This window comes from Pseudomonas sp. 2(2015), from assembly GCF_000955865.1.
Classification (GTDB): Bacteria; Pseudomonadota; Gammaproteobacteria; order Pseudomonadales; family Pseudomonadaceae; genus Aquipseudomonas.
In genome coordinates, this window is the sequence record NZ_JYOF01000004.1 from 181,792 (window position 1) to 207,637 (window position 25,846).

The 25,846-nt window shown below is 62.6% G+C and carries 25 protein-coding genes; 17 read left to right on the forward strand and 8 right to left on the reverse strand.

Features of this window, described 5'->3' with window-relative positions:
* The first annotated feature begins 170 nt into the window (after positions 1 to 170).
* From UB48_RS09000 to UB48_RS09030, 7 genes are all read left to right on the forward strand, one after another.
* Positions 171 to 2,360 carry a DUF1631 domain-containing protein gene (locus tag UB48_RS09000; RefSeq protein WP_045196077.1) on the forward strand — a complete coding sequence of 730 codons (2,190 nt, stop codon included), beginning with the start codon at positions 171 to 173 and terminating at the stop codon, positions 2,358 to 2,360.
* Between the two features lie 79 nt (positions 2,361 to 2,439).
* Positions 2,440 to 3,006 (forward strand): 1,6-anhydro-N-acetylmuramyl-L-alanine amidase AmpD, encoded by a 567-nt coding sequence (gene ampD, locus UB48_RS09005; protein ID WP_045196079.1) that lies wholly within the window; start codon positions 2,440 to 2,442, stop codon positions 3,004 to 3,006.
* The gene (ampE, locus tag UB48_RS09010; protein WP_045196081.1) at positions 3,003 to 3,836 is read left to right on the forward strand and encodes a regulatory signaling modulator protein AmpE; all 834 of its coding nucleotides are present in this window, start codon (positions 3,003 to 3,005) and stop codon (positions 3,834 to 3,836) included. The genes ampD and ampE overlap by 4 nt, the downstream gene beginning before the upstream one ends.
* A 153-nt stretch (positions 3,837 to 3,989) precedes the next feature.
* Positions 3,990 to 6,020, forward strand: a complete 2,031-nt coding sequence (locus UB48_RS09015) for a methyl-accepting chemotaxis protein (protein ID WP_045196084.1) — start codon at positions 3,990 to 3,992, stop codon at positions 6,018 to 6,020.
* Between the two features lie 172 nt (positions 6,021 to 6,192).
* Complete coding sequence (fabV, locus tag UB48_RS09020) at positions 6,193 to 7,407, forward strand: enoyl-ACP reductase FabV (protein ID WP_045196085.1); 1,215 nt, start codon at positions 6,193 to 6,195, stop codon at positions 7,405 to 7,407.
* A gap of 181 nt (positions 7,408 to 7,588) precedes the next feature.
* Positions 7,589 to 8,275 (forward strand): GNAT family N-acetyltransferase, encoded by a 687-nt coding sequence (locus tag UB48_RS09025; RefSeq protein ID WP_045196087.1) that lies wholly within the window; start codon positions 7,589 to 7,591, stop codon positions 8,273 to 8,275.
* Positions 8,276 to 8,284: 9 nt separating this feature from the next.
* On the forward strand, positions 8,285 to 9,229 hold the full coding sequence (locus tag UB48_RS09030) for an alpha/beta fold hydrolase (RefSeq protein WP_045196088.1): 945 nt from the start codon (positions 8,285 to 8,287) through the stop codon (positions 9,227 to 9,229).
* Here UB48_RS09030 and UB48_RS09035 read toward each other — a convergent pair.
* The 4 genes from UB48_RS09035 to UB48_RS09050 are packed head-to-tail and all read right to left on the reverse strand — an operon-like array spanning position 9,213 to position 11,191.
* Positions 9,213 to 9,554 carry a HopJ type III effector protein gene (locus tag UB48_RS09035; RefSeq protein ID WP_045196090.1) on the reverse strand — a complete coding sequence of 114 codons (342 nt, stop codon included), beginning with the start codon at positions 9,552 to 9,554 and terminating at the stop codon, positions 9,213 to 9,215. The two genes, UB48_RS09030 and UB48_RS09035, sit on opposite strands and share 17 nt — an antisense overlap.
* Positions 9,547 to 9,843 carry a DUF1244 domain-containing protein gene (locus UB48_RS09040; protein ID WP_045196092.1) on the reverse strand — a complete coding sequence of 99 codons (297 nt, stop codon included), beginning with the start codon at positions 9,841 to 9,843 and terminating at the stop codon, positions 9,547 to 9,549. Before UB48_RS09040 ends, UB48_RS09035 begins: the two co-directional genes overlap by 8 nt.
* 24 nt (positions 9,844 to 9,867) lie before the next feature.
* Positions 9,868 to 10,566 (reverse strand): dihydromonapterin reductase, encoded by a 699-nt coding sequence (folM, locus tag UB48_RS09045; protein WP_045196094.1) that lies wholly within the window; start codon positions 10,564 to 10,566, stop codon positions 9,868 to 9,870.
* Positions 10,567 to 10,621: 55 nt separating this feature from the next.
* Positions 10,622 to 11,191 carry an antibiotic biosynthesis monooxygenase gene (locus UB48_RS09050; protein ID WP_045196096.1) on the reverse strand — a complete coding sequence of 190 codons (570 nt, stop codon included), beginning with the start codon at positions 11,189 to 11,191 and terminating at the stop codon, positions 10,622 to 10,624.
* A gap of 238 nt (positions 11,192 to 11,429) precedes the next feature.
* Between UB48_RS09050 and UB48_RS09055 the strand changes: the two genes are divergently transcribed.
* Positions 11,430 to 12,380, forward strand: a complete 951-nt coding sequence (locus UB48_RS09055) for a MerR family transcriptional regulator (RefSeq protein ID WP_045196098.1) — start codon at positions 11,430 to 11,432, stop codon at positions 12,378 to 12,380.
* Here UB48_RS09055 and UB48_RS09060 read toward each other — a convergent pair.
* Positions 12,365 to 12,982, reverse strand: coding sequence for a hypothetical protein (locus UB48_RS09060; protein WP_045196100.1), 618 nt, complete (start codon positions 12,980 to 12,982; stop codon positions 12,365 to 12,367). The genes UB48_RS09055 and UB48_RS09060 overlap by 16 nt on opposite strands.
* A 68-nt stretch (positions 12,983 to 13,050) precedes the next feature.
* Entirely contained in the window at positions 13,051 to 13,512 is a 462-nt protein-coding gene (locus tag UB48_RS09065; protein ID WP_045196101.1) for a PAS domain-containing protein, read from the reverse strand.
* A gap of 142 nt (positions 13,513 to 13,654) precedes the next feature.
* On the opposite strand from UB48_RS09065, the gene UB48_RS09070 reads away from it, so the two are divergent.
* Entirely contained in the window at positions 13,655 to 14,110 is a 456-nt protein-coding gene (locus UB48_RS09070; protein ID WP_045196103.1) for a flavodoxin, read from the forward strand.
* Between the two features lie 3 nt (positions 14,111 to 14,113).
* Here UB48_RS09070 and UB48_RS09075 read toward each other — a convergent pair whose 3' ends face one another.
* The gene (locus UB48_RS09075) at positions 14,114 to 14,998 is read right to left on the reverse strand and encodes a LysR family transcriptional regulator (protein WP_045196105.1); all 885 of its coding nucleotides are present in this window, start codon (positions 14,996 to 14,998) and stop codon (positions 14,114 to 14,116) included.
* 96 nt (positions 14,999 to 15,094) lie between these two features.
* On the opposite strand from UB48_RS09075, the gene UB48_RS09080 reads away from it, so the two are divergent.
* The 6 genes from UB48_RS09080 (at position 15,095) to UB48_RS09105 (ending at position 22,276) form a co-directional block, all read left to right on the forward strand.
* Positions 15,095 to 15,481 carry a CidA/LrgA family protein gene (locus UB48_RS09080; protein ID WP_045196106.1) on the forward strand — a complete coding sequence of 129 codons (387 nt, stop codon included), beginning with the start codon at positions 15,095 to 15,097 and terminating at the stop codon, positions 15,479 to 15,481.
* Complete coding sequence (locus UB48_RS09085; protein WP_045196108.1) at positions 15,471 to 16,157, forward strand: LrgB family protein; 687 nt, start codon at positions 15,471 to 15,473, stop codon at positions 16,155 to 16,157. Before UB48_RS09080 ends, UB48_RS09085 begins: the two co-directional genes overlap by 11 nt.
* 186 nt (positions 16,158 to 16,343) lie before the next feature.
* A complete protein-coding gene (locus tag UB48_RS09090; protein ID WP_045196110.1) occupies positions 16,344 to 17,249 on the forward strand; it encodes an alpha/beta fold hydrolase in 906 nt (301 codons plus the stop codon).
* 123 nt (positions 17,250 to 17,372) lie between these two features.
* Positions 17,373 to 18,287 carry an SDR family oxidoreductase gene (locus UB48_RS09095; protein WP_045196585.1) on the forward strand — a complete coding sequence of 305 codons (915 nt, stop codon included), beginning with the start codon at positions 17,373 to 17,375 and terminating at the stop codon, positions 18,285 to 18,287.
* Positions 18,288 to 18,362: 75 nt separating this feature from the next.
* Positions 18,363 to 18,716: a hypothetical protein gene (locus UB48_RS09100; protein WP_045196112.1), complete on the forward strand. Its 354-nt coding sequence runs from the start codon at positions 18,363 to 18,365 to the stop codon at positions 18,714 to 18,716.
* Between the two features lie 503 nt (positions 18,717 to 19,219).
* Positions 19,220 to 22,276 (forward strand): hypothetical protein, encoded by a 3,057-nt coding sequence (locus tag UB48_RS09105; RefSeq protein WP_045196114.1) that lies wholly within the window; start codon positions 19,220 to 19,222, stop codon positions 22,274 to 22,276.
* Positions 22,277 to 22,286: 10 nt separating this feature from the next.
* On the opposite strand, the gene UB48_RS09110 is transcribed toward UB48_RS09105, so the two are convergent.
* Positions 22,287 to 23,066 (reverse strand): IclR family transcriptional regulator, encoded by a 780-nt coding sequence (locus UB48_RS09110; protein ID WP_045196116.1) that lies wholly within the window; start codon positions 23,064 to 23,066, stop codon positions 22,287 to 22,289.
* Between the two features lie 173 nt (positions 23,067 to 23,239).
* Here UB48_RS09110 and hmgA point away from each other — a divergent pair, with 173 nt between their 5' ends.
* Together hmgA and fahA are read left to right on the forward strand one after the other, a co-directional pair.
* The gene (gene hmgA / locus UB48_RS09115) at positions 23,240 to 24,541 is read left to right on the forward strand and encodes a homogentisate 1,2-dioxygenase (RefSeq protein ID WP_045196118.1); all 1,302 of its coding nucleotides are present in this window, start codon (positions 23,240 to 23,242) and stop codon (positions 24,539 to 24,541) included.
* A gap of 3 nt (positions 24,542 to 24,544) precedes the next feature.
* On the forward strand, positions 24,545 to 25,837 hold the full coding sequence (fahA, locus tag UB48_RS09120) for a fumarylacetoacetase (RefSeq protein ID WP_045196120.1): 1,293 nt from the start codon (positions 24,545 to 24,547) through the stop codon (positions 25,835 to 25,837).
* The last annotated feature ends 9 nt before the right edge of the window (positions 25,838 to 25,846 follow it).

A 25,846-nucleotide genomic window follows, 5' to 3' on the forward strand; every position in this document is an offset into this window, starting at 1 on the left:
TTGACCTTTGGTCAGGCCAACTGAGCTTTTTGTCCGGGCACCGGTCTATCAGCAGCGGCATGTGCGCACTGGCGAGCAGGAGGTTTTTACTCGATAATGCGCCTTGTATTTGGCGTCATAGCTTTGACGACCGCTAAAAAGCTCAAAATCGAACCTGCAAGGAGACCAGGATGCACAACGACGGGAAGGTGGTGCCGATCAAGGCCATCACCGATCAGGCGCACACAGCGCCCCTCGCTCGTCTGCCGGTGGTGCTTCTGCAGGTACGTGACAAGGCCGCGCTGCAACTGCGCCAGGGCCTGCAGGCGTTGTTCGACAACGCCGACGACACCCTGTTCGAGATGGCCGACAAGGCCGCGAGCAACGTTGAACAGAACATCCTTTTCGAAGCCATGCGCGACCTGCGCCTCAAGCGCAAGAACATCGAGCGCGGTTACCTCGACCATTTCTATGAAGCGTTCGTGCAGATCGGCCAGCCCGAGGCCCTGCACAGCCATGGCTACGACCGCCTGGCGCTGGTGGCCAATGACGAGCTGGAACGTACCGTGGCCCTGGATGCCATGGTCGCGCGGGTGCTGGCCCGCGACGGTATTGCCCTCAACCAGTTGACCTTGCGCTTCAGCGCCCTGGTCGGCCAGGCCCTGGACGATCCGCGCAACCCGCTGGGCCCGGCAATGCTGTGCGATTATTTTTTGCGCGCCGGGCGCAGCCTGGGCGTGGGCATCAAGGTCAAGCTGATCATCCTCAAATTGTTTGAGCGCTATGTGCTGCACGACGCCGACCAGTTGTACGGCGAGGCCAACCAGTTGCTGATTGCCACCGGCGTGTTGCCCGAACTCAAGGCCGTGCCGCGACGCCGCGCCCAGGACCGCCCGCCGGCTGAGCGCGAGGCTGCGGCCAGCACAACCGACCAGCAATCGCCCAGTGATCCGCTGGATGCCAACGGCCAGGCGGTATTTGCCTCGTTGCAGGCGCTGCTGTCGCCGGTGCGCGGGCGAGTTGCCCCGCGCCTGGAGGCCTGTGAGCAGGTCCAGGCGATCAGCACCCGTGACCTGTTGCGCCTGCTTTCGCACCTGCAGCATTACGTGCCGCCGACAGCGCAGACCGATGACTTCGACCTGCACCAGCAGCTTGAACAGTTGCTGACCCGGGTCAGCGTAAAGAGCGGCACCTACCGCAAGATCGAGGTGGTCGACGAAGATGTCATCAACCTGATCGCCATGCTCTTCGAGTTCATCCTCGCCGATCGCAACCTGCCGCGTTCACTGCGCGCCCTGATCGGCCGCATGCAAATCCCGATGCTCAAGGTCGCGGTCCTCGACAAGAGTTTTTTCAGCCGCAGCAGCCATCCGGCCCGGCGCCTGCTCAACGAAATCGCCACGGCGGCCATGGGCTGGGGCGCCAGCGATGATTGCCAGCGCGACAGCCTGTACCTGCGGGTAGAAAAAATCGTCCAGCGCCTGCTCAGCGACTTTGTCGACGACCCGGCGATATTTTCCGAACTGCTCGCCGAATTTCTCGCCTTCAGCAGTGATGAGCGACGTCGCAATGAGCTGCTCGAACAACGCACCCGCGACGCCGAAGAAGGCCGCGCACGTACTGCCTTGGCCCGTCAGCGGGTGCAGCAGGAGCTCAACCGGCGCCTGCTCGGCCGCTCGCTGCCGCGGGTGGTGGTGCGCTTGCTTGAAGAGGCCTGGAGCCAGGTGCTGTTGCTGGCCTGCCTCAAGCATGGCGACACCTCCAGCCAGTGGCTCGAAGCCCTGGAGACCATGGATGAGCTGATCTGGAGCGTGCAACCACACACTGAAGACGCAGCGCGCCTGCGCCTGCTGGAGCTGGTGCCGGGCCTGCTCAAGGCCTTGCGCGATGGCCTGGCCAGCGCCGCGTTCGATCCGTTTGCCACCAGCGAATTCTTTGCCCAGCTTGAAATTCTCCATGTGCAGATGTTCGATACGCCGGTGGTCGGTGGGCGGGTGGTGCCCAACGACGTCAGCGAGCGGGTGCTGGTGCTCGATGAAATCGTCCTGCGCGCGCCTGAGGCCGGCGAGCCGCAAGCAGCCCAGGTACGCCTGGCCGATGACGACCCGGCATTGCTGCAGGTCGAGCGCCTGCGCATCGGTGCCTGGGTCGAGCTGCTCGATGAAGACGAGGTGCAGCGCTGCAAGCTGATTGCCCAGATCGACAGCACCGACCGTTTCATCTTCGTCAACCGTACCGGCCTCAAGGTCCGCGAATGGTCGCGCATGGCCCTGGCCGTGGCCTTGCGCCGCGGGCATGTGCGCCAGCTGGACGACACCCTGCTGTTCGACCGGGCCCTGGACTCTGTGCTCAGCCAGTTACGCCAGGCGCAGGCACGCTAGTTTCCTGCGCGTTTTAACGATGCATCCCGCGTCACCACGGGGCATACTGAGCCAGTGCCCCCGTGTCTCAGGATTTTCTATGCAACTGGACCGCGCTACTGGCTGGTTCGCCGGCGTTTGCCACTGTCCCTCGCCCAACTGCAATGCCCGCGCCGAGGGCGAAGTCATCTCCCTGCTGGTTATCCACAACATCAGTCTGCCGCCAGCGCAGTTCGGTACCGGCAAGGTCCAGGAATTTTTCCAGAACCGCCTGGATGCCAGCGAACACCCGTATTTCGAAGGTATCCAGCACCTGCGCGTGTCGGCGCACTTTCTCATCGAACGTGACGGCAAGGTCACTCAGTTTGTCTCTTGTCTGGACCGCGCCTGGCATGCCGGAGTGTCCTGTTTCGACGGGCGTGAGGCATGCAACGACTTTTCCATCGGTATCGAGCTTGAGGGCACTGATGAACTGCCTTTCACCGATGCCCAGTATCAGGCGTTGCAAACATTGACCCGGCAGATCCTGGCTGCCTGGCCAGCCATTGGCACTGAACGGATTCAGGGCCACAGCGACATTGCCCCGGGACGCAAGACCGACCCTGGTGATGCATTTGACTGGCCGCGCTACCGCGCTGGCCTCAAGGACAAGGAGGAACACCCATGAGTTTTCTGGTGCTGTTGCTGGTGCTGTGGTTCGAGAAGTTCTCGGCCCTGCGCCAGCGCCTGCAACGCGACGGTTTTTTCGTCACCGAGCTTGCGCGCCTGGAGCGTGACGGCAGACGCCACCCCTGGTGGGTGTTGGGCATCCTGGTGTTGCTGCCGGTGGGCCTGCTGGCCTTGCTGCTGCACGTGCTGGAGCCGGTGGCCTACGGTTTGCTGGCCTTGCCGGTGCACCTGCTGGTGCTGATCTACAGCCTCGGTCGTGGCGACATCAAGGCCGCGCAAGGACCGTTTCGCGATGCCTGGCGGCGCGGCGATGAACAGGCAGCGGTGCATGTCGCCGAGCGCGACCTGGGCCTGACCGCCGACGATGCCCAGGCGTTGCTGGAACGGGTGCAGGGCAACCTGTTGTGGCAGGCCTACCAGAGCTTTTTCGCGGTGATTTTCTGGTACTTCCTGCTCGGCCCGGCGGCTGCCCTGGCCTATCGGCTATTGGCGCTGACCGCCGAACATGGGCGCACCCCCGCGTTGCGCGAGCATGCCTTGCAACTGCGCCACGCCTTTGACTGGGCGCCGGTGCGCGTGCTGGGCGTGAGTTTTGCCCTGGTTGGCAACTTCGTCGCGGTCAGCCGGGTGATGCTGCACGAACTGCTCAACTGGCACATCAGTGCCGCCGGCTTGATCAGCACAGTTGGCCGTGTAGCCGGTGATTTGCCGGCCAGCACGTCGGCAGGCCCCGATGGTCTGCTCGGGCTGGATAACCTGTGGGAGTTGCTGCTGCGCTCGGCAGTGCTCTGGTACGCCTGTTTCGCCCTGTGGACCGTGCTTGGCTAAGAGTCGTGACGGAGCGGCCGTTGGTCGCTCCGCAGCCGGTTAACCTTAAGTTACAAACCCCCGATCCGATATGCGCTATACAGGTGCTGCTGAATACACTCAGTGGCCTTGTGCCACTGTGCGCAGAACAATAAGAATCGGAGGGCGCCACCTGTGAACAGCCTGTTGTATCCGGCCATCGCGTTGATGAACCGACTGAGCTTCGGGATGAAGTTCAGCCTGATCAGTATTCTGTTTTTCCTGCCCATGCTGGTGACCAACTATTACCTGGTCCGCGATTCCTATGCGCAGTTCCACGCCACCCGCACCGAGCTGCAGAGCCTGGAGTTGCTGGCCAGCAGCCTGGCCCTGCGCGGCGAGGTGGAAGCCCTCGGCAACCTGGTGCAGATCAATGCCGTGCTCGGCCAATCGGGCAAGGCCGCGGATCTCGAGACGCAGATAGCCGGCGTCGAGCAACAGGTGCAGCGGCGCCTGTCCGCCTTGGCGGCAATGAGCGGCGATGAAGCACAGGTCAAGGCTTTTGATGACAAGCGCAGCGAGATGCTCGAGACCCTCAAGGCGGCCCAGGGCGAGTCTTCGCTGTCCAGCAAGGTGGCGTTTTTCGACAAGCTGCTGGGCCAGGCCCAGGTGCTCAGCAAAGTGATTGCCAGCCAGGCCGGGCTCAGTCAGGACAGTGACTCGGCGATTCGCCAGCTCAGTGAACTGATGACCACGGTCACTGCGCAGGTGACCCAGACCCTCGGCGAGGGACGGGCGATCGGCTCGTATTCGCTCGGCCAGGGCTTTGTCAATTCGGCGTCCAGCGCACGCTTCGATGACCTGCTGCAGAAACTGGAAAAACTCGGCGCCGACTACGCCATCCGCCTGGATGAAGCGCTGGCTACCGAGCCCGGCGCGCAAGCGCGGCTGGGCAGCCTGGCCAGCAGCAGCCAGGCGTCGCTCAAGCAGGCCAGTGAACTGATCGAGGAGCAGGTCGTGGTCGCCGACACCCTCGACGCGCCCTGGCCGGGGTTCTACAAGCAGTTCAGCGGTTTGATCGAGCAGACCTACACGCTCAACAGCGCCGTTGGCGAGTTCCTCGGCCACCAGCTCGAGCAACGCCTGGCGGAACACCGCTCGCACATGATCCTGCAGGTCTGCGCGCTGGCCGCGGTGTTCCTGCTGATTGTCTACCTCTACAGCGGCTTCTACGCCTCGACCCGCAACACCCTCAAAAGCCTCGGCGCGGTGATGGACAAGGTCGCTGCCGGTGACATGACGGTGAACTTCCAGGCCAGCAGCCGCGATGAGCTGGGCGAGTTGGGCCAGGTATTCAACGGCACCGTGCGGCGCATTCATGACCTGATCGAACAGGTCGGCCACACCGTCGCCGAGGTCGAGCGCCAGGCCGAGCAGGTGCACGCGGTGTCGGCGCGCAGCAACCAGGCGGTCAGCGGCCAGCGTGGGCAGATCGAACAGGTGGCCACGGCCATGAACCAGATGTCGGCCACCGCCCAGGAGGTAGCGCGCAGCGCTGCGGCGGCAGTCAGCAGCGCCCACGGCGTCAACCGCGAAACCGTCAGCGGCCGCGGCCTGGTGCAAACTCAGCAGGGAAATATCGCCCGCCTGGCCGGCGAAATCGACCAGTCGGTGGCGGTGATCAACCAGCTGGCCAGCGACAGCAAGGCCATCAGCCGGGTGCTGGAAGTGATCAAAAGCATCGCCGAGCAGACCAACCTGCTGGCCCTCAACGCTGCTATCGAAGCGGCCCGGGCGGGCGAGCAGGGCCGTGGCTTTGCCGTGGTCGCCGATGAAGTGCGGACCCTGGCCAAGCGCACCCAGCACTCCACCGAGGAGATCGAGCAGATGATCTCGCGCCTGCAAGGCGGGGTAGGGGCTGCCGTCAAGGCCATGGACAGCAGCCATCAGATGGCCTCGGGCACCGTCGGCGAGTCGCAACAGGTGCAGCAGGCGCTGGAGAACATCCTTGGCGCCATCGGCAGTATCGTCGACCAGAACCAGCAGATCGCCGCCGCAGTGGAGCAGCAGACGGCGGTGGCCCATGACATCGACCAGAACATCGTCGAGATCAACCGGGCGGCGGAAAACACCACCCAGGGCGCGCACCAGACCGAGGACGCCAGCCGCCAGCTGTCGACCCAGGTGCTGGAACTCAAGCGTCTGATCGGTGCGTTCCGGGTCTGAGATCAGCGGTTGCTGAAGTTTTCCGCGCTGTGACAAAGTAGCGCCCTGCAGGATTCCAGGGAGCCGGATGTGTCGGCAACGCTGCGGGTGTAGTCTCACCCTCACAGCAAAACGGAACCTCGAGTCCACGCGATTCGGCTCCCTCAGCAAATTCACTGACGAGGTACAGACATTGGCCATCATCCATCCCAAAGTCCGCGGTTTTATCTGCACCACTACGCACCCGACCGGTTGCGAGCTGAACGTACGTGATCAGATCGAAGCCACCCGCAAGCTGGGCGTGCGCGAGGATGGTCCGAAAAAAGTACTGGTGATCGGTGCATCCAGCGGCTACGGCCTGGCAGCGCGCATCACCGCAGCGTTCGGTTTCAAGGCCGACACCCTGGGCGTGTTCTTCGAAAAACCGGGCACTGAAACCAAGGCCGGCACCGCGGGCTGGTACAACGCTGCCGCCTTCGACAAGTTCGCCAAGGCCGAAGGCCTGTACAGCAAGTCGATCAATGGCGATGCCTTCTCTGACGAAGCGCGGGCCAAGGTCATCGAGCTGATCAAGAACGAAATGGGCGGCCAGGTCGACCTGGTGATCTACTCGCTGGCCTCGCCAGTGCGCAAACTGCCTGCCTCGGCCGGTGAGCGCGCAGGCGAGCTGGTTCGCTCGGCACTCAAGCCAATCGGCCAGCCGTACAAGTCGACCGCCATCGACACCAACAAGGACACCATCATCGAGGCGTCCATCGAGCCGGCTACCGAACAGGAAATTGCCGATACCGTCACCGTCATGGGCGGCCAGGACTGGGAGCTGTGGATCGACGCCCTGAACGCCGCCGGTGTTCTGGCGCCGCAAGCGCGCACCGTGGCCTTCAGCTACATCGGCACCGAGATCACCTGGCCGATCTACTGGCACGGTGCCCTGGGCAAGGCCAAGCAGGACCTGGACGAAACTGCCCTGCGCCTGAGCAAAAAGGTCGGTGGCAGCGCCAACGTGGCGGTGCTCAAGTCGGTGGTTACCCAGGCCAGCTCGGCCATTCCGGTAATGCCGCTGTACCTGTCGATGGTCTTCAAGATCATGCAGGAAAAGGGCGTTCACGAAGGGACCCAGGATCAACTGGATCGCATGTTCCGTGACCGTATGTACCGTGCGGACGGTGCCCCGGCGCAGCTGGACGAGAAAGGCCGCCTGCGCCTGGACGACTGGGAACTGCGTGACGACGTACAGGATGCCTGCAAGGCCCTGTGGCCGCAGGTGACCACCGAGAACCTGTTCGAAATGACCGACTACGCCGGTTACAAGAAGCAGTTCCTCAACCTGTTCGGTTTCGAGCGTCAGGATGTTGACTATGACGCCGATGTGGCGACCGACGTACGGTTCGACTGCGTCGAGCTGTAATTAGGCGTTGCTAACTCTTTGTTGTCGCACCTGTTTTTCCTCGGGTGCGGCAACAGTTTCAAACTCGAAACACAATTTGAAACAAGTATGTCAGTGGCCTTTTGCTACCCCCTCCTCGGCACTGATCTATACCACTCATTCAAATGCCCTTTAAACCGTCAAGGTTTCGACAGGAGGCACCATGAGTGGACTGCAAAAACTAAAAGAGCGGATCAGGCAAAAGGGTCTGCAAAAGGTCCTCAAAACCCTGTGTGAGCGCTACATCTTCTTCCATTGGGAGTTGCTGTGGATGGAGCGCGACCTGATCAGCCCGGTACCGCCGCACAATCTGCGTGAGCATCCTGCGGTGCGCCTGGTGCAAATCACCACGGACAACGCCGATGCCTTCGCCCGCTATTTTGGCGACCGCGTGCAGACCATGCGCGAACTGGCCGCCGAAGGTCACACCGGGCACATGTACCTGGACGAGCAGGGCGACGCCGTGGCGTTTATTTTTGCCAGCATGCGCGACTATCACGACCGTCATTACTACGGCTGCACCTTCCCGGTGAAGCCCGGCGAGTTCTTTGAGTTCGGCGGCGAGATGACCCGTGCCTTCTTTGGCACCCGGCTGTCGGTGGATGCCCAGGTCAATTTGTGGGAAGCCATGCGGGAAAAGGGCTGCCACAAGGTGGTGGACGTCTGCGAAACCCACAACATTCCGGCGCTCAAGCTGCATCTGCGCATGGGCTATCACGAGCAGGGGCGGGTGATGCACGTGTATGGCCTATTCGGACGCTGGCGCCTGTTCCGTGAAACCCGCTACGATGGCTCGCGACTGAGCGGTTTGCGCAAGGTCCCTGCACCGCGGGTAGCGGCTTCGGCATGACAGAGGTCGATGAGCAGTCTCGAAGCATTCCCGGCTTTGCCCGTTGCCAGCAACCGCGGCGAGGCCTTTCGTGAGATCACCGCCGATGGCTTTGCCCTCGGCGGTTTCTGTTGGCGCCAGCAGGTGCCGGACGCCACGCGCCCGCTGGTGATCATCAATGCCGCCACGTCGGTGCGCTGCAGCTACTACGCGCGTTTTGCCCAGTACCTGTTCGGCCATGGCCTGGATGTCATCACTTATGACTATCGTGGCATCGGTGAGTCGCGTCCGGCGTCCATGCGCCATTTCCAGGCGTCCTGGAGCGACTGGGGCGTGCTGGATTTCGAAGCCATCCTGCAACGTGCCCAGCGCGAGTTCCGCGGCCAGCCCATCGATGTGGTCGGCCACAGTTTTGGCGGTTGCGCGGCGGGGCTGGCGCCTTCGGCGGGGCAATTGCGCCGGCTGGTCACAGTGGGCGCGCAGTTTGCCTACTGGCGCGACTATGCCGCCGACAGCCGCTGGCAACTGTTCGGCAAATGGCACGTGCTGATGCCGTTGCTGACCCGCGTGTTCGGCTACTTTCCCGGCAAGCGCCTGGGCTGGCTGGAAGACACCCCGGCCGGGGTGGTGCGCGACTGGAGTACGCGCACGGCGGCGTATGAGCAGCGCCCCAGTGGCCGGGCGCTGGGTGAATTGCCCTTCGCCCGGGTCAGGGCGCAAACCCTGGCCATCAGCCTGAGTGACGACCCGTTTGGCACGGTGGCGGCGATCGAGCGCTTACTGGCGTACTTCGAGGCCAGTGAGCGCAGCCATCTGCGCATCGCCCCGGGGGATATCGATGAAAGCCGGATCGGTCATTTCGCCTTTTTCCACAGCCGCTTCCAGGACCGGCTGTGGCCAATTGCCCTGCACTGGTTGCAGCACGGGCAACTGGCCGAAGGCACGCCAGGGCGCTTGATCAGCCCAGGCGCTTGAGCGGCTGGGCGGCGAACTTGACGCCCGCCAGGCCATGCTCGATCAACGCGCGAATGTTGCTGTGGTCGCTGCCTTGCGGGGTGGCCAGCACCGAGCGGTAGTGCTCGCCAAACGCCAGCAGGGCTTCGTCATCGCTCAGGCCCTCAAGCAGGGCCAGGCCCAGGGTCTTGCACGAACCTTCGTTTTGCCCGGCTGCGTTGTCGACGCCGCCGTTGTTGAAGGCTTGTGGCTGGTAGCTGTAGTTGGCGGCGATGAAGGCCAGGGTGTCGGCGAAGGCATGTTCGCCGGATTTCAGGCTGGCGCGCAGGGTACTCAGGTCAGTCATTGGGTTTTCCTTTGGCGAACGCCGCTTGTTGTTCGGCGCTGGCTTCTTGCTGGTAAAGGGATTTCCATTCGGCGTAAGGCATGCCGTAGACCACTTCGCGGGCCTCATCCATGCTCAGCTCGATCTGCTTTTCGTCGGCGGCGGCCTTGTACCATTTGGACAGGCAGTTGCGGCAGAAGCCGGCGAGGTTCATCAGGTCGATGTTCTGCACGTCCTTGCGGCTGTCCAGGTGGGCAACCAGGCGGCGGAAGGCGGCGGCTTCAAGTTCAAGTTTCTGTTGATCGTTCATGGACGTTCTCGTGACAGCGGTAGTTCAGTCTACCGCGATGCGGTTTTTCAGGTGGCGGCCACCGTTGATGACCAGGTTGCTGCCGGTGCTGTACTGGCTGTCGAGCAGAAAACGCACGGCATCGATCAGCGGCTGGGCGCCGGGCTCGAATTCCAGCAGGGCCTTTTTCAGGGTCTGCTGGCGGTAGGCCTCGTCGCTGTTTTCCTTGAGGATCAGCAAGCCTGGGAGGATCGCGTTGACGCGAATGCTCGGCGCGTACTTGGCCGCGAACGACAGCACCATGTTCTGCAGCGCGGCCTTGGTGGCGGCATAGCCGATATGGCTGCCGCTGCCGCGCGAGGAGGTCTCGTCGCAGATATGGATGATGTCGGCTTTGTCGACTTTGGCCAGTTGCGCGCCGAGGGCCAGGTTCAGGTGGTAGGGCGCCTCGACGTGCAGCTTGAACATGGTGTTGAGGTTGGCCAGGTCATCGTCGAGCCACAACGAGGCGTTGTGCACGATCGCCCGCAAGCCGTCGTAGTTGCCTTGCAGGTGCTCGATCAGGGCCAGGCGGTCGGCTTCCTGACACAGGTCGGCCTGGAACTGGATGATGTTCGGGTGCGCGGCCTCGGGGCTTTTGCTGCGGCTGGCGCTGACCACGGTATGGCCGGCCTGCGCCAGGTTCAGGGCCAGCGCCAGCCCGACTCGCTGGCTGGCTCCGGTGACAAGAATTGGGCTGTTCATGGTGGGGGCGGTCAACTTTTACTGGTTCGCTTGGATAACCCCCAGCATACCCGAACTAAGCGGGATTGCGCGCGCCCTGCGGCCCCGGGCGGGCGGGGCTGGCGTTCAGCCAGTTGGCCAGCAGGCGGGTCGACAATGGAATAAAGAAATACACCATCAACGGCGTCAGCCCCAGGGTACTGAGAAGGATGCGCGGCACCAGCTCCAGTGCGCCCAGCCAGTGGCCGAAGATCAGGTTGAACAGCAGTGACACCGGAAAGAACGCCAGCCAGATCGCCACCGCCTGCTTCCAGCGCGGCGGGCGCTGCACCGGGTTATTGCCGAACCAGCCTTCCAGGCCGCTGACCCGCTGTTCCGATGGCTCGGCGAACAGGCCATTGCCACGGGCCAGCCAGGCCTTGCGCGAGGCCGAATGCTCCCAGGCATGCATGGTCTGCTCGTTGGCAAAGCGGAAGATAATCTGGAATTCGTCGCCTTGCGGCGGCGGCGCGAGCACGCCCGAGCCCAGGTAGCCGGGAAAGTCGGTGGCCAGCTGTTCGCCTTCGTGCAGCCAGGCCATCAGGTCCTGGTAGCGACCATCGGCGACGCGGCGGGTAACCATCAGGGTTACGGGTGGGGTAGACATGGTATATCTCCTGGCAACTGGGCGTGGCGGGTAGGCCTGCCCCTTGAACGCCGCCCGGGGTGCTGGGCGGTATTCGCTTCTGTGCAAGAATCGATGCAAGAATCGGGCGCGGATTATTCCTTAAATAAGCTGACTCGTCAGTGCTGGTACTCGCCCACCTGTTAGAAATGCCAATGGTGGTGCTGGTGATTGGCGGAGTAGAATGGCAATTGGCCCATAAACCCGCGGTTTCCCGGCAATGATCGAACCAGACCAGCCTTCATTGAATTCCCGTGAGTTTGACCACGAAGAACTGTTCCCGATCCGCGAAGTATCCCGCCTGACCGGTATCAATCCGGTCACCCTGCGTGCCTGGGAGCGCCGTTATGGGCTGATTCAGCCCACGCGCACCGAAAGTGGGCACCGTTTGTACTCGCAAGCGGACATCGACGAGGTACGTAGCATCCTCGGCTGGATCGAGCGCGGGGTTGCCGTCAGCAAGGTCGGGCGCATTTTGGCCAAAAGCCAGAATCTGAAGAGCGAAAGCCAGTCACCGCGTAGCGACGAATCCCAGGCCGATTTCAACCAATGGCAAACCCAGCTGCGCCAGGCCGTGAGGGCTTTCGACGAGCGCCGCCTGGAGCGGGTATACGGCCAGGTGTTCAGTAGTTATCCACAGCTGGTGGTGTTCCAGGACATCCTTATGCCGGTCTGGCAGGAGCTGCGCAGTACCCACGAAGCTTTCGGCCAGGCCAGTGAATGGCTGTTTCTCGACAGCTTCCTGCGCGGGCGGGCGTTGCAACGTTTGCAGCTGGCGCGTGAGCAGCAGGAAGTGCGCGTGCTGCTGGCGGCGATCCCCGGCCAGTGCCGGGAACTTGAGTTGCTGGTGGCGGCGCTGTTGCTCGGCACCAGCGAAATCGCCATCAGCGTGCTCGGCCTCGGTCAGCCGCTGGAAGAGCTTGGCCTGGTCTGCGAGCGCATGACCCCGCATGCCCTGGTGCTGTTTTCCAATCATCCGCCGGCCAGTGATTTACCCAAGCGCCTGGCGCGCCTGGCGCTGGCACTGGAGTGTCCGTTGTTGCTGGCGGGAGAGGCGGCGGACCTGGCTCAGGACAGCCTGATCGGCTCGCAAGTCGCGTGTTTGGGCAGCGAAGGACGCTTGATGCGCCGGCGGCTGCAGCAGTACCTGGCCGGTCACCTGGATTCTTGAGGGTGCAGCTCCGGATGGGCGCGCCGGTGTGCCTGGAGAATGTATTCGCGTAGCCGCTCGATTTCAGCCGGCAAGCTCTGGCCCAGGTTATAGGCGGCCAGGCGTTCGCCGGTGCGCCGCTGCAGGGTGCCGTGCAAGGCAATCGGGGCATCGCCGTCGGGGCTGAACCAGAGGTCGAAGTGTTTTGGTGGTTCGGGCAGCTCGCGCACTTCCAGCAGCACACCCTTGAACGAGATTTCCCGCACCCACAAGCCGGTACTCAGGCCCAGCTCGTCTTCCAGTGCCACCGGTTGCTCCAGGGGCAGGCGCCAGGGGCGAACCACGGCGCCTTCTTCATAGATGTTCGGTGCACCCAGTTGCAGGTGCAGGGCATGGAACTCGTCTTCAACCAACTGCAGCGGAAAGGTCATCTGCTGGTTGTTGAACTGGGCCTGCAGGGTTACCTGCTCGTCGGCGATCAGTCGGGTCAGCAGGTTTTTGATTGCGCTGCCGCCATTGACCATCAGGCGCGACGCCGGTTCAGCCGGGATGGGCTGGGCCGCGTGTTGCATGGAGCGGATGAAGTCCAGCTCATCCTGGGTCAGAAGGGCATCTGCTTGCATGGTCGAACTCGAAGTTACAATCGTGAATGCGTTTCTTCACCGTCATGGACAACCAAACGGCGTGTTTGTTAAGACCGTTGGTCGGCTTCCAGCGCCGCGATGCGCGCGCGGGCGTCGGCCAGTTGGCGCTCAAGCTCGACTACCCGCTGTTCGGCTTCGACCTGGCGGCTGACATCCTTCTGGATGCCGATGAAATACTTGCGCTTGTCAGCCTCATTGAGCACCGGGGTAATCGACAGTTCATTCCAGAACGCGCTGCCGTCCTTGCGGTAGTTGCGCAAGATTTCCCGGCTTGGCAGGCCATCCTTGATCGCCTGGCGGATTAATACCCGGGCGCCCTGGTCGCGATCGTCGTTCTGCAGGAAGCGGCAGTCGCGATAGAGGATGTCGTTGGCGTCATAGCCGGTCAGGCGCTCGAAGGCCGGGTTGACGTAGATCAGGATGGTGTCGTCGTCGCCTTCCTGTTCGGCCACCACGATCCCGTCGTTAGAGGCGTCAATCATGCGCTGCAGCAGTGTGGCATTGATCATCTTGTTAGGTCCGCAAGGGCTGTAGATCGGGCATGCTGGCTGATTCTAGTGGATTGGCCGTCGCTGTACAGCGGCAGATTAAGGCCTTTTGCCAGTGCCTGATGCTAGTATCCTACGTTTTTACTCAGTTTCGGAAACCTCTATGAAAGTCGTGATCCTTTCCGGTTCGGTCTATGGCACCGCCGAAGAAGTCGCTCGGCATGCCGAGAAGTTGCTCAAACAAGCGGGTTTCGAGGCCTGGCACGCCCACCGGGCTACCCTGCAGGACATCCAGGGCTTTGCCCCGCAGGCATTTTTGGCCGTGACCTCGACCACCGGCATGGGCGAGCTGCCGGACAACCTCATGCCGCTGTTCAGTACCATTCGCGATGCGCTGCCGGCCGAGTGGCGCGGCCTCAAGGGCGCGGTGATCGGCCTGGGCGATTCCAGCTATGGCGATACCTTCTGCGGTGGCGGCGAGCAACTGCGCGAGCTGTTCGCCGAGATGGGCCTGGTAGAGGTTCAGCCGATGCTGCGCCTGGATGCCAGCGAAACCGTTACCCCGGAAACCGACGCCGAGCCGTGGCTTGCCGAGCTGGCCAACAAGCTGCGCGGCTGATCATTACGACTGTGGCTGCTCGCGCAGCAGCTGCAGCCAGGCCTGGGCGGCGCGCGACAGGTAGGCGCCCTGGCGCCAGATGAAGGCGATGTCCCAGCGCAGGTCGGTCGGCGCGCTCAGGGCCAGGCGCACTACCCCCGATCGTTCCAGGCCGCGGGCCACCACACTGGGCAACAGCACCACCCCCTGGCCGGCCGCCACCAGCGCGGCGAGAAAGTCGGCCTGGCCGCTACGGCCACCCTCCCTGGGGGTGAAGCCCAACTGCTGGCAAGCGCCGAGCAATCGGTCATTGAGCACGAAGCTGCGCTGATAAAGCAGGAACGGCGTGTCGGCCAGTTGCGCCAGGCTGACCTGGCCGGCAGCGGCTAAAGGGTGCTCGGTGGGCAGCAGGGCATCGAGGGGCTCGTTGCAAAATGGCTGGAAGGCAAAGGCCGGGTCGCTGGGGGTGAGGCTGCCGCCCAGTTCCAGTTCACCGCTCAGTACGGCCTGCTCGACGCTGCGACTGCCGCCTTCGAACAGTTGAATGCTGATGTTCGGGTAGCGCCGCCGGTATTCGGCGAACAACCGTGCGAACAGCGCATCACTGCCCAGCAGTGGCAAGCCCAGGCGCAGTTCGCCGCGGGCCAGCTGGCTCAGGTCATCGAGCTCGCTGAGCAGTTCCTGGCGCAGGCGCAGCATGGCCTCGCCGCGTTCAAGCACGATCTTGCCGGCAGCGGTCAGGTGCAACTGCGAGCCCTGGCGCTCCAGCAGCGGCACGCCCAGGTCCTGCTCCAGTTGCGCAACCTGCTTGCTCACCGCCGACTGGCTGATGTGCAGGGTTTGCCCGGCCTGGGTAAAGCCGCCACGGTGCACCACTTCAAGAAAACTGCGTAGCTGTTTGAATTCCATAGCCTGAATTCCAATCTGGAATAGCTGGCAGTCTAACAATTCGCTTTTGGCGTGGGGAGCAGGCTTTTAAAATACAAGCCTGAGAGGACCCCCGCGATGAAACCCCCTGCGTTAAACCGATTGGCCCGCCTGCTCGCCGAGCTTGCGGTGTTGCTTGCTCTTTATAAGGTCGGTGGCCTGCTGGCCGCCTGGTTGGCCTGGCCGATTCCCGGCGGGGTCATGGGCCTTGCGCTGTTGCTGCTGCTGTTTGCTTTGGGTGTGCTCAAGCCGGCCATGTTGCAGCTCGGTGCCGGGTTGTTGATGGCCGAGATGCTGCTGTTCTTTATTCCGGCGCTGATGAGCCTGCTCGATTACGGCAGCCTGCTGCGCGATGAGGGCTGGCGGATTTTGCTGGTGATCGGCGTGAGTACCCTGCTGGTGATGGTGGTGACGGCGGTGACGGTGGAGTGGATCTGCCGCTGGAGGTTGCGCCATGACGCTTGAGCCGATGCCGCTGTTCTGGCTGGCCCTGACCCTGCTGGCCTATCTTGGCAGCCGCTGGTTGTACCGGCGCACCGGGCGTTACCTGCTGTCACCGTTGATCCTGGTGCCGGCCGTGCTGCTGGCGATCGCCGTGCCGCTGCACACCGCCTATGCCGAGTACGCGCGCAACACTCACTGGCTGATGTCGGTGCTGGGCCCGGTCACGGTGGCCTTTGCCGTACCGATCTGGCAACAGCGCGCCTTGCTCGCCCGCCACTGGCCGGCCCTGACCCTCGGCATGCTGATCGGCAGTGCGGCCTCGATTGGCAGTTCCTGGGGCCTGGCGCAGCTGTTGGCACTGGACAGCTCGGTGAGCCTGTCGCTGGTGCCGCGCTCGATCACCACGCCCTTTGCCATGCCGCTGGCCAAGGACCTGGGCGGCGTGCCGGAGCTGACCGCGGTGTTCGTGATGTTCACCGGAGTGCTCGGGGCGATGTTTGGTGGCGTGCTGCTCAAGTACCTGCCGCTGCGCACGCCGTTGGCCCGTGGCGCGCTGTTCGGCGTCGGCGCCCATGGAGCGGGCGTCAGCCGCGCACATGAAGTGGGCGGTGAAGAGGGTTCGGTGGCCGGCCTGGTGATGGTTCTCACCGGCCTGCTCAATCTGTTTGCCGCGCCGTTGCTGACCTTGCTGCTGTGATTCACCTCGCTATTTTGCGCCCTGACTCCCAAGGTCAATAAGCTGGCTGCCAACGCAACTCTCGGCCAGGGCCTGCCTGACTAGACTGACGATCAATAGAGCACACGTATGTGCCGAGGTGATTGCAATGATCGCAGCCGATGCCTTGCCCAACACGACTACCTGTAACTTACCGGGACCACTGTGATGCCTTTGGCCGAGATTCCATTGTGCGTCTGGCGGACCCGGGGCCTGAATTTCTCGTTCCGTGGCCAGACCATTCGTTACTGGAGCGCAGGGCAGGGCGAACCGCTACTGCTCATTCATGGCTTTCCCACCGCCAGTTGGGACTGGCACTACCTGTGGGCGCCGTTGGCCCAGCGTTTCCGGGTGATTGCCTGTGACATGCTCGGCTTTGGCGATTCGGCCAAACCGCTGCATCATGACTACAGCCTGCTGGAACAGGCCGACCTGCAACAGGCGCTGCTGGCGCACCTGCAGGTCGAGCAGCCGGTGCATGTGCTCGGCCATGACTATGGCGGCAGCGTCGCTCAGGAGTTGCTCGCCCGCCACCATGAGGGCCGGGTGCAGATCGCCAGTTGCGTGTTCCTCAATGGCGGTCTGTTCCCCGAGCGTCATCGGCCGCTGATGATCCAGAAACTGCTGCTCAGCCGCCTGGGCTGGCTGGTCGGGCGCTCGTTCGGGCGCGATGACCTGGTGCGCCACGTTACCCAGATCTACGGCCCCTGCACCCATCCCAGCGAGAGTGCGCTGGACGATTACTGGAGCCTGATTGCTTCCAACCGTGGCACGCGCATCCTGCACAAGCTCATTGCCTACCTGCCCGAGCGGGTCGCCCACCGCGAGCGCTGGGTTGGCGCGATGCAGGCCGAAGGGGTGCCGCTGCGGCTGATCAACGGCGCGGTCGATCCGGTGTCCGGGGCGCATATGCTCGAGCGTTACCAGGAGCTGGTGCCCAATGCCGATACGGTGATGCTCCAGGGCATCGGTCATTACCCCCATACCGAAGCACCGGTACAGGTGCTGCGCCATTACCTGGCGTTTCGTGAACAACCCTTGGTGAGAGTGCCGCAGAAAGTCGCCTGGTCCTGAGCGACCCGGCGTGCGCAATCATCGCCTGGCCTTATCGCCTGCCATTCAGCGCCTGCCCGCTTGATTGTGTGCCAGCCGCGGCTGGTCGACACTCGGGCATCCCTCCCTTGTTCTGCTGGAGAACTGAGCATGACGATTCGCTTGGACGATAAAGTGGTGATTGTCACCGGCGCTGGCGGTGGCCTGGGTCGCGCCCATGCCCTGCTGTTTGCCCGCCATGGCGCGCGAGTGGTGGTCAACGACCTGGGCGGTTCGACCCACGGCGAAGGCGCCAGCGCTTCGGCTGCCGATCGGGTAGTGGCGCAGATTCGCGAAGCGGGCGGTACGGCCGTGGCCAACCATGATTCGGTCACCGACGGCCAGCGCATTGTCGAGCAGGCCCTGGATAGCTTCGGCCGCGTCGATATCGTGATAAACAATGCCGGCATCCTGCGCGACAAGACCTTCCACAAGATGGACGACAGCGACTGGGAGCAGGTCTACCAGGTACACCTCGAAGGGGCCTACAAAGTCACCCGCGCCGCCTGGCCGCACTTGCGCGAGCAGAACTGGGGGCGGGTGATCTTCACCGCCTCGACCTCGGGCATCTATGGCAACTTCGGCCAGGCCAACTATGGCGCGGCCAAGCTCGGCCTGTATGGCCTGACCCGCACCCTGGCCATCGAAGGGCGCAAGCACGGCGTCCTGGTCAACGCCATCGCCCCCACGGGGGGCACGCGCATGACCGAAGGGCTGATTCCGCCACAGGTGTTCGAACAACTCAAGCCGGAGCTGGTCAGCCCGCTGGTGGTGTACCTGGGCAGTGACGCCTGCCAGGACAGCGGCGGCTTGTATGAAGTTGGCGGCGGCTGGGTTGGCAAGGTGCGCTGGGAGCGTAGCCTGGGTGTTGGCTTCGACCCGCGCGAGGGCTTTTCGCCTGAAGACATCGCCGCCAACTGGCAGCAGATCGGCAGCTTTGACAACGCCGTACATCCCAAGGACAGCCTCGAAGCCCTGCAACAGATGATGGCCAACCTGCAGAAGTATCCACAGGGCTGAACCTGGCCCAAGGTTGTGGTCGCCGGCTGAAGTTGCCTATGCTGGACGGCCACCTTGGTTGCAGGAGCACAGAGGATGTACGAATCCAGAACGGACGCTGTCATCTCTACCCGACAGTTCGGCTATCGCCTGATGTGGCACGGGATCGCAGCCTGCCTGTTGCTGATCGGCTCGATCCTGTTTGGCGTGGTTGGCCATCTGTACTTCGAGCCGCAAGTGCCCTGGCACGATGCCGTGTTCAACGCCACCTTGCTGCTGGGCGGGGTAGGGCCGGTGATCCTTCCCGAGTCTATTGGCGGCAAGCTGTTTTTTGCAGGTTACGGCCTGTATGTCGGCCTGGTGTTCGTCGCCAGCATCGGCCTGATCCTGGCGCCCATCGCTCACCGATTGTTGCACCGATTCCACTTTGATGACGCCGACGACGACTGAGTTGCAGGCATAAAAAAGGCCGCTGCAGTGCAGCGGCCAAGTAAGACGCAGATCAAGGAGCTTCAAAATCAACGTCGGTGAACCTGGAGAAGACGCCATCAGGCGGGGTGTGCACGCCGGTTGATGGAATGGGCTGACGCTTTGATTTGGCGTCTGCACCGTCTTGGTGTAACCAGAATAGGCGCCTGTCAGAATCGGAAAAATAGGTATTTCTGACATTCACTGTTACAACTTAGGTAACAGTCAGCCCCCAAGACAGTAACCCGCTGTTTCACGAAAGTCAGTAAGCGAGTGTAAGCAACTGTGCACACTGTCCTTTTATTCTTATATGGAAATGGGCTGTTGCTTTAGTTAGCTGTAGGGCGATTCATTGGGTTTGAAAAAACGGGAGCCTGGGCACTTTCCAGAGATAGCAACCGGGACGGGTTTCGCTGAAATTTCCCTGAAGGTGGGCAAGTCAATTAGTCGCTTTATGACTATCAACCACCAACGGACATCAGCATATGGAATCGACCCGTTCGCTTGACACACCCGCGTTGAGCTACGACGACAGTACTCTGGAGACACTGCTGCTGGAAATGACCAGTAGCACTTTTGAAATCCAGCGCCAGCTTGAGTCGGTGGCAACGCTGCAGGATGCGGCGCTGATCAGTTTCTGGGAGAGGGCACGCAAGCCGGGTACAAAGCCGCTGAGCCTGTTTGTGCACCTGACGAAATTGTTTTTTTTCGATCTGCGTTACTTTGCTTTGCGCCATCCCTGGCAGCAGCCGGAAATGGCAGCGCTGGAGGAGCAGATTTTCGATCCCGATGAGCACGTTCGCATGCTGACCCTCGATATTCAGGGACAGACGGCGATGTTGCCGTTGGCGTTTGTCATCAGCGAGTCGTTCGACCCGTCATCCACCAGCAAACTCTGGTTTTACAGCCTGCAGGAGGGGTTGCAAGCGCAGGGGGATGCGCGGCGATTCATCGACAGAATGACGCTGCGCCTGTGCGCACCGGCTGCCAAGGATCCCTTGGTGCAGCCGTTGCCGCACGGAATAAAACAACTACTTGCGCAAGGCCACACGCCGCTATTGAGCCTGGTATCGCTGAGCGAGAGTCCGTTTCGACAACAGGTAGACGATGTCCGCCAAGCCCTGCGCGGGGTTCCTGCCCACGATCTGCTGCAACAACGTCTCGCAACCAGGCTCAGGCAGCACCGCCACGCACAATTGCCTGAATGGTTACGTGTTCTTGAGGGTGAACAACGTACCGCCTTCGAGTTGCGCGAAGGCGCTGTTGCTTTGTGCCAGCAACGGGTCGATGAACACCTGCAAGGTAGGGCCAGCGTTGAGGACTACGCCGCTGCGCAGATCGCCGCTTACTTGTTGCAGGCCTTGGGTGTCGAGACAGATGCCGGGCAACTGCGCGTTCGAGTCAGGCATGCACTGGACGTCGAGGGCGAAACGATACTCGGTGAGCGCGAGATGCCGCTGGTGCAGTGGGTGTTGTGCGGTGGTTACTCCGGCAGTGAGTTTCAGGCCCATGTCATCGATGACACGTTGGCGGCGCGGCTGACACCGGATGTCATTCAACGAATGATTGATGAACTTGAGGTGCGCCGGAGTTATCCGCAAGCGCTGCAGTCTTCCTACCTTGAAGGCTACGGCCCTCAACTGATGAGCGACGTGGTCAATGCACGGTTGGCCTTGAGCGCCCTGGCCGCGCGCTACCAAGGGTTCGACCGGGAGGCTTGCGACGCTCTGGAAGCTGCTCGCAACCATACCGGCGCCCTGGCTGCGCTTGGGATCGACGCGGGTGCGGTGATCCTTGAGCCCTTGCAGTTGGCGTTCAAGGATATGCTCTACCTGAGTTTTGGCTCGCAGGACACTCATCGTTTCCTGCTCTATGCCCCTGGCGCGCCGGAGGCGGATCTGCGGGTGTTCAGCAATGTGGGGCAGCTCAGCCTGGAAATTGCCCGGTGGGCCCTGACCGACCAGGGGCAAACCTATCTGCTTGGCCAAGTGCCGGTCAACGCCAGGATGAGCTTCAGTCGGTTACTCAAGCAGACGCAAAAATTGCCGGGCACCTGGTCCCGACAAACAGTGGCACTGGAGCGCTGGCCCGATGCGAGCTGGCCGAGGGTGTTGTCGCACGTTGCTTTCAGGAAGGTCTCGGCGTTACTTGACCAACAGCAATTGGCCACGCCTCAGTGGTTCATCGATGCATCCCGAGTTCAACGCCAGCAACTGAGCCATGTTGATGCTCAACTGGGTGCGATCCAGGACGCCTACCAACAGCTCAACACTATCGAGCCCTTTGCCAAATACGCCCATCGCCAGGTGCAGGACTGGATCAAGAAGCTTCTACCTGCGTCTGATATAGACCCTGATACCGTACTGGTGGAGCTTGAGGACGGTGACATAAAGACGCTCACCCGCACGGTCATTGAAGGTTACGACAGCAGTTTCAACTTCGCCGACTTTGCCAGAATCACCTCCACCATCGGCCAGGACCTGTCGCGACTCGATCGTCTCTCTGTCGATGGCTACATTCGATCTGCCAGGCTGGGTGAGCGCTACATCCAGATGATTCGCCGGCGCCTGCTCGACCCCGTTGAGCCACAGTACAAGCGCCGTCGCCTGCTTCACCGCGAGCTGCTGCGTTTGCAGATCCGCCGCGCCTGGCTGAGTGAAAGCATGGCGGGGCGCCTGACGTCCGAGCAGAGCGGGTGGCTGGGCATTGCTGTCGACAAGCTGGTTGATCTGGAGCCTGCGGTCGTTGGCGGTGAGCGGACCTCTGGCAAGAACGGTCTGTTCCAGCTGGCCCTGAGGGGCCGAAGGGTCGAGGGTGTGTACCTGTTCAGGAACGTATCGCAAAGTGTTGTCGAAGATCTTGTCTACACCCCCGATGCGCCGGATGACCTGATCTTCCGTACGCCGCAAGCGTTGGCGCTTCAATGGGAAGCGCTGCAGGACTATTTCTACCTGCGCGTGAGCATCGATGATCAGCCGGCCATCGGCAGCCTGATCGACAGTGTTGAACGAGCAGCTGATGGTCAGGCAATGGTCCTCGAGGCGATCAGCGACTATAAGCGCGTGACCGATCTTGCCCATGAATTCGACGTGATGGTCGAGCGGATCATTGCCGATGTGGACGCCGACACCACCAGTGTGGCCAAACGAATCTGGGGCATCCTCTTCGAGGTCGCCATCGGCGTTGCGGCGATTCTTTCGATTCCCTTTCCGCCAGCCACCCTGGCGCTGAACGTGGTGCTGACCCTGCGCTCGTTCGTGCAAGGGGCGCTGGCCTACGAGGATGGCGATCGGGCTTCAGCTTTGAAGTGGTTTGTTGTCACGGCTGTGGGGGTCGTGTCGATTTCCGGCGTAGCAGGGCGCTTCGCCAGAACGTTATCGAAGCTGTCCAAGGGCCCCGGCTCGCCGACCACCGAGCTGCTGAAAAAGCTGGTCGCCGACTTTGGCAAGGCGGGTTCGGAAACAGTCTCCAGCGTCGGTGAGGCGTTGGACGATGAACTCACCTTGTTCCTCAAACACCTGGAGCGAACGGTTCCTGCCTGACGAGATGGGCTCAGGCCTCATACCCCATGCGCCAACTGATGGTCCTGGCGGTGGCCAGCAGTTGTTGCGCAGCGGGGCCCTGTTCATCCGCGTGGAAAATCGAGGTCGGGCCGACCACGGTCAGCACTGCGGCAATCTTGCCCACGGCGTTGAACACAGGAGCAGAAAGCGCATCGACTCCGGGCATCAGCAGGCCATGCACATGATGCAGGCCGCGTTGGCGGATGGTCGCAAACAATGCCTGGTATTCGTCGGCACTGTGACCTGATGCGGCCAGCTCTTGCTCGCGCAGCTCGATGGTTTCACGTTCTGGCAGGTAAGCGCCGAACACCAGGCCAGTGGAGGACGTCAGCAAGGGCAGCACCGAACCGATCTGGGTGACCACGGTAACCGCGCGCACCGCCGGCTCGATGTTGACCACAGTGGCGCCCTGGTTGCCCCACACGGCGATGAAGCAGCTTTCGTTGAGCTCGTCGCGCAGTTGCGACAGCGGCAGCGCCGCCTCTTTCAATACGTCCATCCCGCCCAGTGCCGCCAGGCCCACGCGCAGGGCTTCGCGGCCGAGGCCGTAATGGTTGGTGGCCGGATTCTGTTCGGCAAAGCCACTGGCAATCAAAGCCTGCAGGTAGCGGTGGACCTTGCTCGCCGGCATGTCGACGTGCTCGGCCAGGCGCGACAGCGAGGTGGACGGCGATAACTGGGCCAGGGCCTTGAGGATGTCGGTGCCGACCTCGGCCGAGCGGACCTTCTGTTTGCCGGAGCTGTCGGCGGGGGAGCTGGCTTTGGCCATGGAGAAGTCGATCCGGGGAGTTAGATGGGCGTCTTTATAGCTTGACGGTCTTCACCAATCAAATTACGTTATGCGTAATGTAATTACGATAAAAATAACGCAGAAGCGCTGCCATTCCTTCAAGGCCCGCAGCCAACTGCCATTGACCGGCCTGCACTGGGCCCGGAGGCTCGATGAACCTCGATAACACCCCCGTCCTTGGCTACCAGAGCGGTTTCGGCAACGAATTCGCCAGCGAAGCCTTGCCTGGCGCGCTGCCGGTCGGACAGAACTCGCCGCAAAAAGCCCCGTATGGCCTGTATGCCGAACTGTTTTCCGGCACTGCCTTCACCATGGCCCGCAACGAACAGCGCCGCACCTGGCTGTACCGCATTCGCCCTTCGGCCCTGCACCCGCGCTTCGAGCGCCTGCAGCGTCAACTGGCCGGTGGCCCGCTGGGCCCGGTGACGCCCAACCGCCTGCGCTGGAGCCCGCAACCGATGCCGAGCGAGGCCACCGACTTCATCGACGGCTGGGTGGCCATGGCGGCCAACTCGGCAGGCGAGAAACCCGCCGGCATCAGCATCTATACCTACTGCGCCAATCGCTCCATGGAGCGGGTGTTCTTCAACGCTGATGGCGAACTGCTGCTGGTGCCCGAGCAAGGTCGCCTGCGCATCGTCACCGAGCTGGGCGTGCTGGAAGTCGAGCCGCTGGAGATCGCCGTGTTGCCCCGTGGCCTGAAGTTTCGCGTCGAACTGCTCGACGGCAAGGCCCGTGGTTATCTGGCCGAGAACCACGGTGCGCCGCTGCGCATCCCGGACCTGGGGCCGATTGGCAGCAATGGCCTGGCCAACCCGCGCGATTTCCTCGCGCCGGTGGCCCATTACGAAGAAACCGACGCCCCGGTGCAGCTGGTGCAGAAGTTCCTCGGCGAACTGTGGGGCTGCCAGCTCAATCATTCGCCCCTGGACGTAGTCGCCTGGCACGGCAACAACGTGCCGTACAAATATGACCTGCGCCGCTTCAACACCATCGGCACGGTTAGCTTCGACCACCCGGACCCTTCGATCTTCACCGTGCTGACCTCGCCGACCAGCGTACCGGGCATGGCCAACCTCGACTTCGTGATCTTCCCGCCGCGCTGGATGGTGGCCGAGAACACCTTCCGTCCACCGTGGTTCCATCGCAACCTGATGAACGAGTTCATGGGCCTGATCAAGGGCGAGTACGACGCCAAGGCCGAAGGCTTCCTGCCCGGCGGTGCCTCGCTGCACAGCTGCATGAGCGCCCACGGCCCGGATGCCGAGACCTGCAGCAAGGCTATCGCTGTAGAGCTGGCACCGAACAAGATCGACAACACCATGGCCTTCATGTTCGAGACCAGCCAGGTGCTGCGCCCGAGCCGTCATGCGCTCGAATGCCCGCAATTGCAGGCCGACTACGATAGTTGCTGGGCCTCGTTGCCGAGCACCTTTACCCCGAATCGGAGATAACCCATGAATCAGTCCGCCCTTGCCCGCAGTTGGGTAGAACACGCCAACGGCCACGGCGACTTCCCGCTGCAGAACCTGCCGCTGGGCATCTTCAGCCGCAAGGACCAGGCGCCGCGCTGTGGCGTGGCCATCGGTGATGCCATCCTCGACCTCGAAGCAGCGCTGGCCGCCGGCCTGTTCGACGGCCAGGCCCGCGCCGCAGTCGAGGCCACCCGTGGTGGTGCGCTGAACGCTTTCTTCGCCCTTGGTCGTGGCGCCCGGGTGGCCCTGCGCGAGCGCCTGCTGCAACTGCTCGGCGAGCACAGCGAGCACCAGGCCGCGCTCAAGCCGCTGCTGTATGCGGCCAGCGAGTGCCAGCTGCACCTGCCGGCGCGCATCGGCGATTACACCGACTTCTATGTCGGCATCGAGCACGCCAAGAACGTTGGCAAGCTGTTCCGCCCCGACAACCCGCTGCTGCCCAACTATAAATATGTGCCGATCGGTTACCACGGCCGCGCCTCGACCATTCGCCCCTCGGGCACCGACGTGCGCCGGCCAAAAGGCCAGACCCTGCCCGCTGGCCAGAGCGAACCAAGCTTCGGCCCGTGCGCGCGGCTGGACTACGAGCTGGAACTGGGTATCTGGATCGGCCAGGGCAACGACATGGGCGATTCGATTCCGGTGGCCGAAGCCGCCGAGCACATCGCCGGTTTCTGCCTGCTCAACGACTGGTCGGCGCGTGACATCCAGGCCTGGGAATACCAGCCGCTGGGGCCGTTCCTGTCCAAGAGCTTCATCTCCACCGTTTCGCCGTGGGTAGTCACTGCCGAAGCCCTGGAGCCGTTCCGCTGCGCCCAGCCGGCGCGCCCGGAAGGTGATCCGCAGCCGCTGTCGTACCTGCTGGACAAACGCGACCAGGCCAATGGCGCTTTTGATATCGAGCTGGAGGTGCTGCTGCTGACCGAGCGCATGCGCGAGCAGAACCTGCCAGCCCATCGCCTGACCCTGAGCAACACCTTGAGCATGTACTGGACCGTGGCGCAGATGGTTGCTCACCACAGCGTCAACGGTTGCCAGTTGCAGCCGGGCGACCTGTTCGGCTCCGGCACCCTGTCCGGTGCCCAGCCTGGCCAGTTCGGCAGCCTGCTGGAAATCACCCAGGGCGGCAAGGAACCGGTCGAACTGGCCTCGGGCGAGGTGCGCAAGTTCCTTGAGGACGGCGACGAAATCATCCTGCGTGCCCGTTGCAAGCGCGACGGCGTGGCCTCGATCGGCTTCGGCGAGTGCCGCGGCAAGATCCTGCCGGCGCACTGAGAGGGCAGG